Annotated in this window: 16 protein-coding genes; 9 read left to right on the top strand and 7 right to left on the bottom strand. The window is 43.8% G+C overall.

Annotated elements, in window-relative coordinates; translation table 11 throughout:
• Nucleotides 1-238: 238 nt before the first annotated feature.
• Together ylqF and RID09_RS13845 are read right to left on the bottom strand one after the other, a co-directional pair.
• Complete coding sequence (gene ylqF, locus RID09_RS13840; protein ID WP_446336510.1) at nt 239-1099, bottom strand: ribosome biogenesis GTPase YlqF; 861 nt, start codon at nt 1097-1099, stop codon at nt 239-241.
• A 16-nt stretch (nt 1100-1115) separates the two neighbouring features.
• Nucleotides 1116-1526: a universal stress protein gene (locus tag RID09_RS13845; protein WP_446336511.1), complete on the bottom strand. Its 411-nt coding sequence runs from the start codon at nt 1524-1526 to the stop codon at nt 1116-1118.
• A gap of 190 nt (nt 1527-1716) precedes the next feature.
• Here RID09_RS13845 and RID09_RS13850 point away from each other — a divergent pair, with 190 nt between their 5' ends.
• Nucleotides 1717-2922: a phosphoglycerate kinase gene (locus tag RID09_RS13850; RefSeq protein WP_446336512.1), complete on the top strand. Its 1206-nt coding sequence runs from the start codon at nt 1717-1719 to the stop codon at nt 2920-2922.
• A 143-nt stretch (nt 2923-3065) separates the two neighbouring features.
• Here RID09_RS13850 and RID09_RS13855 read toward each other — a convergent pair whose 3' ends face one another.
• From RID09_RS13855 to RID09_RS13865, 3 genes are all read right to left on the bottom strand, one after another.
• Nucleotides 3066-4130: an endo-1,4-beta-xylanase gene (locus RID09_RS13855; protein WP_446336513.1), complete on the bottom strand. Its 1065-nt coding sequence runs from the start codon at nt 4128-4130 to the stop codon at nt 3066-3068.
• Nucleotides 4131-4301: 171 nt separating this feature from the next.
• Complete coding sequence (locus RID09_RS13860) at nt 4302-4676, bottom strand: hypothetical protein (protein WP_446336514.1); 375 nt, start codon at nt 4674-4676, stop codon at nt 4302-4304.
• Between the two features lie 180 nt (nt 4677-4856).
• Entirely contained in the window at nt 4857-4997 is a 141-nt protein-coding gene (locus tag RID09_RS13865) for a hypothetical protein (RefSeq protein ID WP_446336515.1), read from the bottom strand.
• Between the two features lie 33 nt (nt 4998-5030).
• On the opposite strand from RID09_RS13865, the gene RID09_RS13870 reads away from it, so the two are divergent.
• The 5 genes from RID09_RS13870 (at nt 5031) to RID09_RS13890 (ending at nt 7488) form a co-directional block, all read left to right on the top strand.
• Nucleotides 5031-5279 carry a hypothetical protein gene (locus tag RID09_RS13870; protein WP_446336516.1) on the top strand — a complete coding sequence of 83 codons (249 nt, stop codon included), beginning with the start codon at nt 5031-5033 and terminating at the stop codon, nt 5277-5279.
• Nucleotides 5280-5284: 5 nt separating this feature from the next.
• Nucleotides 5285-5479: a hypothetical protein gene (locus RID09_RS13875; protein ID WP_446336517.1), complete on the top strand. Its 195-nt coding sequence runs from the start codon at nt 5285-5287 to the stop codon at nt 5477-5479.
• A 3-nt stretch (nt 5480-5482) separates the two neighbouring features.
• Nucleotides 5483-6337, top strand: coding sequence for a hypothetical protein (locus tag RID09_RS13880; RefSeq protein ID WP_446336518.1), 855 nt, complete (start codon nt 5483-5485; stop codon nt 6335-6337).
• A gap of 24 nt (nt 6338-6361) precedes the next feature.
• Nucleotides 6362-6919, top strand: coding sequence for a Pycsar system effector family protein (locus RID09_RS13885; RefSeq protein WP_446336519.1), 558 nt, complete (start codon nt 6362-6364; stop codon nt 6917-6919).
• 86 nt (nt 6920-7005) lie between these two features.
• Complete coding sequence (locus tag RID09_RS13890) at nt 7006-7488, top strand: adenylate/guanylate cyclase domain-containing protein (protein ID WP_446336520.1); 483 nt, start codon at nt 7006-7008, stop codon at nt 7486-7488.
• Here the strand turns inward: RID09_RS13890 and RID09_RS13895 are convergent.
• Complete coding sequence (locus RID09_RS13895; RefSeq protein WP_446336521.1) at nt 7485-7757, bottom strand: DUF5615 family PIN-like protein; 273 nt, start codon at nt 7755-7757, stop codon at nt 7485-7487. The two genes, RID09_RS13890 and RID09_RS13895, sit on opposite strands and share 4 nt — an antisense overlap.
• Nucleotides 7754-7984, bottom strand: coding sequence for a DUF433 domain-containing protein (locus tag RID09_RS13900; RefSeq protein ID WP_446336522.1), 231 nt, complete (start codon nt 7982-7984; stop codon nt 7754-7756). The genes RID09_RS13895 and RID09_RS13900 overlap by 4 nt, the downstream gene beginning before the upstream one ends.
• A 334-nt stretch (nt 7985-8318) precedes the next feature.
• On the opposite strand from RID09_RS13900, the gene uvrA reads away from it, so the two are divergent.
• From uvrA to RID09_RS13915, 3 genes are all read left to right on the top strand, one after another.
• On the top strand, nt 8319-11291 hold the full coding sequence (gene uvrA, locus RID09_RS13905) for an excinuclease ABC subunit UvrA (RefSeq protein ID WP_446336523.1): 2973 nt from the start codon (nt 8319-8321) through the stop codon (nt 11289-11291).
• A gap of 246 nt (nt 11292-11537) precedes the next feature.
• Nucleotides 11538-11711 carry a hypothetical protein gene (locus RID09_RS13910; protein WP_446336524.1) on the top strand — a complete coding sequence of 58 codons (174 nt, stop codon included), beginning with the start codon at nt 11538-11540 and terminating at the stop codon, nt 11709-11711.
• Nucleotides 11712-11754: 43 nt separating this feature from the next.
• Nucleotides 11755-12780, top strand: coding sequence for a hypothetical protein (locus RID09_RS13915; protein ID WP_446336525.1), 1026 nt, complete (start codon nt 11755-11757; stop codon nt 12778-12780).
• Nucleotides 12781-12797 lie beyond the last annotated feature (17 nt).

The raw sequence follows: 12797 nt of genomic DNA on the forward strand, positions 1-12797 counted from the left end.
TTTTCTTTCCTCCGTCTATTAAGTTGCCTCAGCAATATGTCTTAAATCTTTACGTAGATTAGCGTAATGATTCGTCACAATTTTTGGCTCAACCTCGCCAACCGACAACGAAAAACGCCCGCCCTGGGCGCTTGTCTAGGGTGCATTTACTATATATTAGTTTAGTAGATGAGGGGTCTTACCCCCCACCCCTTTAATAAAACAACACAGTTATTAACAGACGCGCCATGGCGCATCTCTACGATGGTGGCAATTCCAGTGCGATCGCGCCGAGTAATCCTTTGCGAAAATCATTCAATAGCTGTCGCGCAGCACGCTCCCCGTCGCCTTGGTAGCGCGTCTGTGCCAATACCTGTAAGTAGGATTCACCGGTGATCCCAGTTGTATCTACATGATAACGCTCTTCTAAGGAAGAAGCGGGTGTGCGATCGCCTGTAGCCATATCCGACAATTGTTTGAGCAAATCCACAAAAGCCGAAGCAACCCGCTGATTGTCGTAAGACGCCTCACCAATGTCATCACAGATGGCTAACTTTAGAGCATTCTCTTGATTGTGCAGCTTGGCGGGGATAACACCAGGTGCATCCAACAATTCAATCTGATCGCTAATCCGCACCCAACGCAGTTGACGAGTGACACCGGGACGGCGGGCGCTGTCCACCACACGCCGCCCCAAAAGTCGATTAATCAGAGCCGATTTACCCACATTAGGAAAACCAATCACCACAGCGCGAACAGGACGGGGCTGCAGACCACGATTTTGGCGCCGCTGATTCATCTGTACTCCAGCTTGCTGCGCGGCTTGAGCGACCTCCCGCATCCCTTGTCCCTGCTGGGCATTTGTCCAGTAAGGCGTTTCCCCTTGCTCTTGAAACCAGGATGTCCACAACTGCTGCATCTTCGGCGTAATCAGATCCATGCGGTTGATCACTAAAACTCGGCTTTTATTCCCCACCCACTCAGCGGTTTGTGGATGATGAGTGGCAAGAGGAATCCGCCCATCCCGGACTTCGAGCACGACATCCACTCGTTTGAGCTGTTCCTTGAGTTGCCGTTCGGCTTTAGCAATATGTCCGGGATACCATTGAATGGTCGTCATAGGTGATTGGTCATAATTACGGCACAACTAGCACGGGACAGGGTGACAGATTAATCACGCGATTGGTGACGCTTTCGGAAGCACCATCCTCGGTTAATCCCAATCCGCGACAGCCCATAATAATCAGATCGGCATTAATTTCGTCGGCGACATCACAGATAGTAAACGGGGGTGAGCCTTCGCGACTCAGAGTTTTCGACTTAATCCCATACTCATTAAACATCGCTTGAGCGCCTTTGAGTAGTTCGGCAACCATCTCCGGGGACATGATGTCCGGACTTGGCGATGGGTCATCCGGGTTGGGTTTTTCGACCACCGAGAGCAGAACTAAGTTGCTTTCATACTTTTGGACGATATTGACGACAACTTCCGCTGCTTCACGGGCTTCTCGGCTTTGGTCAAGGGGAAATAAGACAGTCTTAAACATTGTAATCACCTTGAGAGACACGGACTCCGGTAAAATGTGGACGGGAAAAGAGAATAAATACTCTTGACCCTAATGATTGAGTTGATTGCTCTATAGATGTACATCTGGGGGTAATCATTAAGCATACAACCACTGGCACGCGATCAGAGCGCAAAGCATCAGATACAGGCAATTAGAGGAGAGTATTACTGTGTCCAAAAAAACTGTAGCAAATTTAAGTGAGTCCGATTTAGCTGGAAAACGGGTATTGGTGCGAGCCGACCTGAATGTGCCACTGGATGAGAATGGCACGATCACCGATGATACCCGCATCCGGGCGGCGTTACCGACGATCCAGGATTTAATCAAAAAGGGTGCCAAGGTGGTTCTGTGTAGCCACTTAGGGCGTCCTAAAGGACAAGTGAAGGACAGCCTGCGCCTAACACCCGTGGCAAATCGTCTTTCCGAATTACTGGGTCAAACGGTGATCAAGTGCGATGACTGTATTGGCGATGCGGTTAAGTCTCAGATTGACAGCCTGGATAATGGTCAGGTGGCGTTACTGGAAAATCTCCGCTTCCACCCAGGGGAAGAAAAGAATGATCCGGAGTTTACCAAAAAGTTAGCCGCCCTAGCCGATGTTTATGTCAATGATGCCTTTGGTACGGCACACCGCGCCCATGCTTCGACAGAAGGCGTCACCCATCACCTGAAGCCCTCTGTGGCGGGATACTTAATTGAGAAAGAACTCCAGTATCTGCAAAATGCGATTGAAAATCCACAGAAGCCTTTAGCCGCGATTATTGGTGGCTCTAAGGTGTCGAGTAAGATTGGCGTAATTGAAACCTTACTGGATAAGGTGGATAAACTGCTGATTGGTGGTGGTATGATTTTCACCTTCTATAAAGCCCGTGGCTTGAGTGTCGGCAAGTCATTGGTGGAAGAGGATAAGCTGGAGTTGGCAAAGTCCTTGGAAGCGAAGGCAAAGGAAAAAGGTGTTGACTTACTCTTACCCACAGATATCGTGATTGCCGATAACTTTGCCGCTGACGCCAATTCCCAAACCGTAAGCATTGAATCGATTCCTGATGGATGGATGGGGCTAGATATTGGTCCTGATTCGGTGAAATTCTTCCAAGACGCATTAGGCGATTGTAAGTCGGTGATCTGGAATGGACCCATGGGGGTATTTGAGTTTGATAAGTTTGCCGCTGGTACTGAAGCGATCGCGCGGACTCTAGCCGATCTGACCAAGAAAGGCACAACCACGATTATCGGTGGTGGTGACTCGGTTGCGGCTGTGGAAAAAGTTGGTGTGGCTGATCAAATGAGTCATATCTCCACAGGTGGTGGGGCGAGTCTGGAATTACTTGAAGGTAAGGAGCTTCCCGGTATTGCCGCATTAGACGACGCTTGATGGTATCATTTCACGTCTCTACCTGATTTCGGGATAAGGGCGGGTTTTGTTGTTCATTGATTTCAGCAATAGCTGACTTTAGTTCCTAAACCCGCCCCTATCATTGACTAATTACTTACTTAAGGCATCATTTTCCAACCCGATTAATTATTGGCGGTTCTGAAAACTTCGACTAAAGCCTGATAAGCTGGTTTTGGACGATAGGATTTATCAAAAATTAAGGGCAAGTCTGGCTGACCGACAAAGCCAGGAATCCAGGTAAATTTATCGGTAAATCCCCAGGTGACAAATGCTGTACAGTTGGGCGCATTTAGACAGACGCCTAGCATATTCTGATAAACCGTTGCCTGTTTGACCAATCTTTCTTCCTCAGTTCCTGTACCGTTGTGGATTTGTACATCCATTTCAGTAATATGTACCTCTAATCCCAACTCCTCCAACCGCTTGATATTGGCGGTTACATCTTCTGGTTTAGGCGGATTTTTGATACTTTTGTGCATCTGCAAACCGACGCCATGAATGGGGACATCTTTCTCTAGCAAATCCTTAACTAAGGCGTAAATAGCATCAGATTTTTCGCCTAATCCTTCTCCGCCATAATCATTATAAAATAAGAGTGCTTGGGGGTCAGCTTCATGAGCCCAGCGAAACGCCAACTCGATGTAGTCAGATCCAATTCCTTGTTGCCAAATTGTTTTTCTGAGAGAATCTTTACCGCCAACGGCTTCATTGACAACATCCCAGGCAGAAATTTCACCTCGGTAGCGACTGACTACGGTAAAGATATGCCGCCGCAAAATCTCTATCAACTCCTCCCGTGTCCACTCGGTTTCAGTTAACCAGTCGGGTAGCTGTCGATGCCAAACCAAGGTATGACCGCGTATTTGCATCTGATTGGCTTTGGCAAAGGTAACGATTTCATCAGCAGCGGTAAAATCGTAGCGATCGCGTTCTGGATGAATAGGCTTAAATTTCATCACATTCTCAGGCGTAACCATGTTGAACTCCCGCGCCAATACCTCCTGATAGGTGGAATCGTCGCCAAGGGCTTTTATCGATACGGCTGCGCCTATGTAGATGTTTTGTTCTTGGGCTAAAGCACGCAAGGTTGTATCGCCTGGTTGGGAAATGGCAGGGAGAGAAATGAGTAATGTTACTATTAATCCTAAGAGAATTAAGGCGCTAAAGCTGAGGATTTTTTTAATCATTTTAATCTCATTTATTTAAGGTATATATATGATATAGTACTTATTTTCCTATCTAGGTAATCATTAAGTCTTTGTATCAATCTTATGGGGAGTATAGTTTAGCAGATATCACTAACGGCTAAAATCCCTCCATTTCTCCTATCTCTAAGCGGTAATCAAATACTTTTCCGCTCATACACCTGTTAAAGCGGGTACTCGGTTAGCTTGGGCTTTTTGTAAATCCACGGTAAGATTTTCACCACTGCGACGGGCTTCCCAGGAACCGGAATCAACGCCACCGATACTCCACTGTCCATGCATAAAGTCTTCCGATTCCGAGATTGTACCCGTGTAACTAATGGGATAGTTAGAACTCGCGAGATAACGCTTAATAAAGCTAATTCGGCGTCCAACAACTTCCCCAGTTAGTGAGGCTTCGCCCAAGTAGCTGTCATCTAAGATATTACCCGTCACAGTATTGCCACTGTGTAGCAGTGTTGCCTCAAATCTCGTGGGAACGTCCCACTGCCAATAGGTTCCTAGCCAAGTACCATTTACATCTGCCATCGGAGAAAAATTTAGAGGATAAGGGATGCGATCGCTATTTTAGCTAACTCCAATTCAATTCTGAAACCCATCCATCTAAATAAAGCAATTATAGCTGGTTTTCTCCAGAGGAAAACACCAATTATTTATATTGAGAATACATTAGACACTAGCTAAATTCTTGGCTGGGACTAGAATGTTTTATTGCAGATGATAAATTATCGGCATGGTCAATACCAGTCTGCGATCGCGAAATACAATCAATAGAATAGTACAAGAACGCCGCCGCGATCGCATCCCTACGGGAGTCTTCAGTTCAGCCTGGGTTGTATGATTTAACATGGAGGAGAGATGACTTTAAGGAGGAGAATCCTAATGACGTTGCCAGAATTACAAAAGCAAGCTTTACAATTACCGATTGGCGATCGCTGGAAATTAGTGCAAACTCTGCTGGAGTCTCTACAATGGGAAACTCGTTCCGTGGTGAAAAAGGGTAACTTGTCTCGGTTGCGAGGAATTGCCAAAAGTACAAATAAGTTGAGTGATGAAGAAATTACCGAGAATTACATTAGAAAATGTCGATATGGAGACGATTTCACTGAGTACCAATCCTCAATTTATTGAATTAATTGAGCGTTTACGGGAACGTCGTCGCGCTGAGGGAGGAATTTCTAGCACAGAAATGCGACGTAGACTGGGATTGGGCAACGAAGATAGTTTCTAGTTATAATATCATCCATCAGCCAAACATCAGTATCCGGAGTGCCGGACAACACAAACTGACAAATATCAACCTCGACCGTCCTGGCGATCGCTTTGAATGATATATGAGCATATTGAATGATGAGAAAAATTCTCTATTTAAAGATGATTCTGCGACAGAAGGCAGACTACTACCTGCCATAGAGGAAATAATTAAGACAGAGCTAAGTAATTTTAATCAATCAGTATCTATTACAAAGCGGAATCAAATTCCAGATACACCTCAAATACCAATTCAGAAGCCTACTCATTGGTTAAAGATTCCAGATGTAATTTGTTGTTTTGTCGATATGGAAGGCTCTACGAAACTCAGCGCTGGTTTGCATGATAAGACAACAGCAAAAGCGTATCGGCTTTTTACAGAAACAGCTATCAGAATTTTTCATGACTTTGGAGCTGCATACATTGATATAAAAGGAGACGGAGTTTTTAGCCTATTCAATCAAAATCAACCCTATGTAGCTCTCGCTGCAAGTGTTTCATTTAAGACATTCGTTTATGATCATTTTACGCCACAGGTAAAAAAACTTACTGATAAAGATGTTGGTGGTCATTTTGGAATTGATCAGAAAACTGTTTTGGTTCGCAGATTTGGCTTAAAAAGATCTCAGAACAGGACAGACAGACAAAATGAGGTCTGGGCTGGCAAACCTATAAATATGGCAGCAAAACTAGCCAGTTTATCTACTGATAATACACTTTGGGTATCGGACAGATTTTTCCGTAATCTTAAAGACGAAAAGGCTATATATTCTTGTGGTTGTCCCAACGGTGAAACAAAACCGCTTTGGCAAAAAGAAAATGTATCTAATGACAGCAGATTTGATTTCGATACCGCTTATAGTCTCGGCAGTAATTGGTGTAAAAAACATGGTAAATTGTTTTGTAAAAGATTATTAGAGCTAGACAAAATAAATTAAATTTTACTTTCAGTGTTATTGTATATGGATATTACAGAGAAACTATTTTCTATTCTCCAAACAGTAAATGATTGGCTCAAATTTGCCGAGGCAAAGAATGCAGTTCTTTTGGCTTTTTGTGGGGCTGGAATTACTGCTATGACCACCTATCTTAGTGCAGCTACAAATATAGATAAATCACTGCAAATAGGCTTGATTATCTCCATATCATTACTATGTATTAGTTCACTAATTTCTTCTTTGTCATTTCTTCCTAAAACTGATATTGAACATTTTATTTGGTTGAGAACGAAACCGAAAAGACAATCTAAATATAAGCGAAAAGACACTGATAATTTTTATTTTTTCAATGACCTTAAAAAATATGATCCCAACGATCTATTAGATTCTATGAATAGATTATATTTTCAAAACCAGGTACAGACACCATATCGAAAAGAAGATTTAGATATAGCGAACCAAATAACTATAAACTCAGAAATTGCATCAACAAAATTCATGTTATTTAGGATTTGTTTATGGTTGTTGATATTTTCAATTATTGCCATTTTTATTTTCTTGTTAATTAGTTTTTTATTTTAAATTGATAATAATTTAATCTTTAGAAATTGAGAATTAGTAGGAATCGTTAATTAATACAGTCAATACATCTTAAGGAAAATTATCAGATGGTTCAGTATCGCTATAACTCTCTCGAAGATTATCTTATATCTAATCCTCTCACAGTAGACGGTACGCTAAATGATGGTTGGGGAGCTAGCTTTCCTGTAAAAGGGAGGGAAATAGAAGCAACTATTTTATACTCTGACATTTCATATTTTTCAGCAAGAACTCTGGAGTTGTCTTCAACAGAAATACTGATTTTTGTTAATAACTTTTTTGCTTGGATTACTGCTGAAGCACTTCGAGAGACTCATGGAATCGTTGATAAATATATAGGCGATGAAATCATGATTGTTTTCTCGAAAGAATTTGGTTCTGAAGACCCTTTTAAAGAAGCGGTTCAAGCAGCAAGCTGGATGAGTGAGCATGATCCACTTGGTTTCTGCCCTCACACAGGGATTTCTAGCGGACTTGTTACAGTTGGATATGTAGGGACACCCATCAAATACCTAGCCGTTTACGGGTTTCTAACAGCGATAATCGTTTAGTTGAACCCGAACGGCGTACTAAAAATTCCATGAATTCCTGATTTTGACTTCCAAAGCACTTTCGGCGGTGAACCATAAAGACGGCTAAGCTCAGCAAAATCAGCATCTTGTGTCACAATACAAAACTCTTGAACTTTGGCAAATTCCCAAATATCACTGTCATCGGCTTCAGTCATACCCTCAAATTGAACATGACTAGAATCTGGGAAAATATCTGCAAGCCGAGTCACCAGTTTACGGCTTAGATTTTGGTCAAACAATAGCTTCAAGTCTCACCTACCACAGCAATAATACGACGTTCTCGATCAGCCGCAAATGCCAAACACGCTCGGATATCTTCTTCTGTCAACTCCGGGAAATCATCTAAAATTTCTGCATGGGACATCCCCGCCGCCAACCAGCCCAACACATCATACACAGTAATCCGCATTCGTCTAATACAAGGCTTCCCGCCACGCTTACCGGGTTCGATGGTGATAATGTTTCTATAACTCATAACTTGACCTCAACTATAAATTATCATCTCATATACTATCGCCTCAAAAACCTCTGCGTCCCTCTGCGTAAACCTCTGCGCCCCTCTGCGTTAAAAAAACATATTACTAGCAGGAATAAACCCCCAAAAACAACCCAACTTTTCAAGAGAAATCTAGAAACCAACAAAAGTCTGGGCGGGTTCATTCACATCCCTTGTGCAACCGAAAAGATAGTAGTAAAACCCGCCCCTACAGAGACACCACATACCGTAAACAGCAAGAACAACGCCCCCTCACAACCAATGGCAGAGGCAACGCTAAGATCATCAAGGACAATTACCCGCCATTACCCTCATGTCTGATCTGACCAAGATTGCCTCCAACCCTACCCCATCCCTAAACGGAAACCAACCCCCCAGCAACACCATCCGCATCCGGGGAGCCAGACAACATAACCTAAAAAACATTAACCTCGATCTCCCGCGCGATCGCTTAATCGTCTTCACAGGCGTCTCTGGTTCCGGCAAATCCTCTCTCGCCTTCGATACCATCTTCGCTGAAGGACAACGCCGCTACGTCGAATCCCTCAGCGCTTATGCCCGTCAATTCCTGGGACAACTGGATAAACCCGATGTAGACGCCATTGAAGGCTTAAGCCCTGCTATCTCCATTGACCAAAAATCCACCTCCAATAATCCCCGTTCCACCGTGGGTACTGTTACCGAGATTTACGATTACCTGCGCCTATTATTTGGTCGAGCCGGAGAACCCCATTGTCCGATCTGCGATCGCAACATCGCCCCTCAAACCATTGACCAAATGTGCGATCGCGTTCTGGAACTCCCCGATCGCACCAAGTTCCATATCCTCGCCCCTGTCGTCCGGGGTAAAAAAGGCACACACAAGAAGCTACTCTCCAGTTTAGCCGCCGAAGGATTTGTTCGCGTCCGCGTCGATGGCGTGATCCAAAATCTTTCTGATCCAATTGAGTTGGATAAAAATTATACCCACACCATTGAAGTGCTGATTGACCGCTTAATCAAAAAGCCTGGACTACAGGAACGTTTAACCGACTCCCTCGCAACTTGTCTCAAGCTTAGCAGTGGAATTGCGGTGATCCAGGTATTAAATGATACATCGGCAGAGTCAGCCGGAGTCCGACCAGACTCAAATTATATACGTACTGACGAAGAAAATGCAACCTCTTCTGAACAAGAAATCCCCCAAGAAATCGTCTTTTCAGAAAACTTTGCTTGTCCCGAACATGGCGCTGTCATGGAGGAATTATCCCCTAGACTCTTTTCCTTTAACTCCCCCTATGGCGCTTGTCCTCACTGTCACGGATTAGGCAATTTACGCACCTTTTCCCCCGAACTCGTTATCCCCGAACCCAGTCAACCCATATACTGTGCGATCGCGCCTTGGTCGGATCGAGATAATTCCTATTATCTATCCCTGCTTTACAATATCGGACAAGCTTATGGTTTTGAACTGGGAACGCCGTGGCAGAAACTAACACCCGAACAGAAACAGGTGATTCTCTACGGGGCGGATAATCCGATTTGGATCGAAGAATTTAACGATTACCGCCGTTATCGGGGGGTACTTCCGATCCTGCAAAAGCAATATGACGAAACCAGTTCCGATACTTATAAGCAGAAATTAGATCAATATTTAGTCGATCAACCCTGTGAAGTCTGTAAAGGGAAACGGTTGAAGCCAGAAGCCCTCGCGGTAAGGCTGGGACAGTATCGGATTACTGATTTAATTGAAGTTTCCATCGAGGAAAGTCGCCAACGGATTGACCAATTCCAACTCTCATCCCGTCAGGCAAAAATAGGCGAACTCGCCCTTAAAGAAATTAAAGCTCGATTGCAATTTCTCTTAGATGTTGGCTTAGATTATCTCACACTAGATCGGGCGGCGATGACCCTTTCTGGGGGAGAAGCCCAACGAATTCGGCTAGCGACTCAGATTGGCGCGGGATTGACGGGGGTTTTATATGTGTTAGATGAACCGAGTATTGGGTTACATCAACGGGATAATGGGCGATTATTAGCAACTTTGCAGAAATTGCGGGATTTGGGTAATACCTTAATTGTAGTGGAACATGATGAAGAAACCATTCGCACGGCTGATTGGATTATTGATATTGGTCCAAAAGCGGGAATTCATGGTGGCGACATTGTGGTTCAGGGAAATTTCACCGAATTACTCAATAGTGAAACCTCGTTAACGGGAGCCTATTTATCGGGACGCCAGAGAATTGAAACACCAGGAGAACGGCGCAAAGGTAACGCGCGATCGCTGGTGATCAAAAATGCCCACCGAAATAATCTTAAACATATCGATGTGGAGATTCCTTTGGGTAAGTTGGTTTGCATTACAGGAGTTTCCGGTTCGGGTAAATCCACCTTGGTCAACGAACTCCTTTATCCGGCGTTACAAAATCACCTGAGTCGCAATGTACCGTTTCCCAAAGAGTTAGATAAGGTTAAGGGATTGAATGGGGTAGATAAAGCAATTGTAATTGATCAATCTCCAATTGGTAGAACCCCCCGTTCTAATCCCGCCACCTATACCGGGGTATTTGATGTGATTCGCGGACTCTTTGCGGAAACTATTGAAGCCAAAGCTAGAGGGTATAAAGCCGGACGGTTTTCTTTTAACGTTAAAGGGGGACGCTGCGAAGCCTGTGGCGGACAGGGAGTTAATGTGATTGAAATGAATTTCCTCCCCGATGTTTATGTGCAATGTGAGGTATGTAAAGGCGCAAGATATAACCGAGAAACCTTGCAGGTGAAATATAAGGGATATTCGATTGCTGATGTTTTAAATATGACAGTGGAGGAGGCGTTAGAGGTATTTAAGAATATCCCCCGTGGGGTGAATCGTCTGCAAACTCTCGTGGATGTGGGATTAGGATATGTACATTTAGGACAACCTGCACCTACCTTATCCGGGGGAGAAGCGCAGCGGGTGAAATTGGCGACAGAGTTATCGCGACGAGCGACAGGAAAGACGTTGTATTTAATTGATGAACCAACAACGGGGTTATCGTTTTATGATGTGCATCATTTATTAAATGTGTTGCAGCGATTGGTGGATAAGGGTAATTCGGTTTTGGTGATTGAGCATAATTTAGATGTGATTCGTTGTAGCGATTGGGTGATTGATTTGGGTCCTGAAGGTGGGGATAAAGGAGGAGAAGTGATTGCGGTGGGGACACCGGAGGATGTGGCGGAGAATGAAAAATCCTATACGGGGATGTATTTAAAGGAGGTGTTGAAGCAGTATCCGTTGAAAGTAGAAAGTGCTAGTTCTTAGTTGGGGAAATGTAAGGTTATGGAGGGGAACGAATATATTTTTTTAACGCAGAGGTTCGCAGAGGGTAGCGCAGAGGTTCGCAGAGAATTTTGGAGTGTAGTGATTTCCTAGTGCTAAGGGTTCGCATAACTGTAGGGGCATTATCCTTGCGCCTTTATTGATTTGAAACAAATATATAATATTATGGTATATGAATTGGAATAGACTTTTAGGACTATTGGCTGAAAGAGAAAGGATTGACCCAATATGACTGACGAGGATCAAACACGGGTAGAACACTTTGCTACCCTTAAGTCTAAGTACAAAGCCACCGACTATGAAGACTCATCCCCCGCGAGTCTGCTGTATTTTATCCTTCGGAAAGCTGACTTGGGAATTCAGCTAGCCGAGATAGAGGCAATTTGGCTCACCGTTACGTGATTCAGATATTACCTGGCTCAACGAACATGAGCTATTTGAAACTTTGACAGTTATCCAGGAACAAGAAGCGGTAATGGAATCTGAATTTGCTCAACTCAAAGATAAGTACCAAGCGACTAAACACCCAAATTCGTCTGTATCCAGTCCGCTGTATCTTATTCTAAAAAATCTTGAGGCAGATCAGCCGTTAAGTAAGTCACAAATAGACTGGCTGGAGGCTCATGAACCGACTGAAACTATTAATATTGTTCGGGAGTTGGAAGAGAAGCGGCACTTTACTGAACTGAAAACAAAGTATAAAGCGAGCCAATACGAAGATTCATCACCCTCTAGTCACCTATACAAAGTCCTGAAAAAACTTGAATCAGAACATCCGCTAGGTGAACAGGATATTAATTTTCTAAAAAAGCGTCAATTAACTGATATAATTACCATCGCTCAAGAGCAATACGCAGCGACGCTAAAGTCCAAGATTGAATTAGGAGATAAACTGGAGGAGTCAGAGGTAGACTGGCTGAAAAATAATGGACGGGAGAATATAATTGCGATCGCGCAAGCCAAACACTTCGCGACTCTCAAGTCCAAGTATAATGTTTCGGACTATAAAGATACATCTCCCTCTAGCCCTTTATATGCGATTCTGAACAAGTTAAAGAAAGCCGAACGTTTGGAACCAAAGGATGTGGCTTGGCTTCAGGAGAATAAAATTTATGAATGGCTTTCACTGTTATCTGGGAAAATTGCGCTCGCCTACCACAAAATTGAAGCCAATTTTTACGAACAAGAGTATCAGCGCACTGGCAACAAATGGAATTTGCCCAATGCTAGCAGTCATTGGCGTAAGGCAGATAAACCCAGACAGGCATTAAAACTGACAGAAAACCTAGACTTTGACAAAATTAAAGAAAATAAGCTAAAATCAGCCTTATTAACCACTAGGGGTGGACCCGCATTTCTCACAAAAGGCGTGATTGCGAATAGCAGAAACCTTACCAGACAAGGATTTAAGCCCATTTCTTCACCCCCAGTTGCACAGAACAGTGTGTTGCGCCTTCAAGCCTCTGAATAATCATTTTTCTCAACCTA

The sequence above is a fragment of the Coleofasciculus sp. G1-WW12-02 genome, from assembly GCF_040219735.1.
Lineage (GTDB): Bacteria > Cyanobacteriota > Cyanobacteriia > Cyanobacteriales > Coleofasciculaceae > Coleofasciculus.

Excerpts from the sequence above, each read along its gene's own strand:
- RID09_RS13885 (WP_446336519.1), top strand. The coding sequence starts at position 6,362 with ATGGATATTACAGAGAAACTATTTTCTATTCTCCAAACAGTAAATGAT.
- RID09_RS13865 (WP_446336515.1), bottom strand. The coding sequence starts at position 4,997 with ATGTTAAATCATACAACCCAGGCTGAACTGAAGACTCCCGTAGGGATG.
- RID09_RS13845 (WP_446336511.1), bottom strand. The coding sequence starts at position 1,526 with ATGTTTAAGACTGTCTTATTTCCCCTTGACCAAAGCCGAGAAGCCCGT.
- RID09_RS13860 (WP_446336514.1), bottom strand. The coding sequence starts at position 4,676 with ATGGCAGATGTAAATGGTACTTGGCTAGGAACCTATTGGCAGTGGGAC.
- RID09_RS13870 (WP_446336516.1), top strand. The coding sequence starts at position 5,031 with ATGACGTTGCCAGAATTACAAAAGCAAGCTTTACAATTACCGATTGGC.
- RID09_RS13900 (WP_446336522.1), bottom strand. The coding sequence starts at position 7,984 with ATGAGTTATAGAAACATTATCACCATCGAACCCGGTAAGCGTGGCGGG.
- ylqF (WP_446336510.1), bottom strand. The coding sequence starts at position 1,099 with ATGACGACCATTCAATGGTATCCCGGACATATTGCTAAAGCCGAACGG.
- RID09_RS13890 (WP_446336520.1), top strand. The coding sequence starts at position 7,006 with ATGGTTCAGTATCGCTATAACTCTCTCGAAGATTATCTTATATCTAAT.
- RID09_RS13910 (WP_446336524.1), top strand. The coding sequence starts at position 11,538 with ATGACTGACGAGGATCAAACACGGGTAGAACACTTTGCTACCCTTAAG.
- RID09_RS13855 (WP_446336513.1), bottom strand. The coding sequence starts at position 4,130 with ATGATTAAAAAAATCCTCAGCTTTAGCGCCTTAATTCTCTTAGGATTA.
- uvrA (WP_446336523.1), top strand. The coding sequence starts at position 8,319 with ATGTCTGATCTGACCAAGATTGCCTCCAACCCTACCCCATCCCTAAAC.
- RID09_RS13880 (WP_446336518.1), top strand. The coding sequence starts at position 5,483 with ATGAGCATATTGAATGATGAGAAAAATTCTCTATTTAAAGATGATTCT.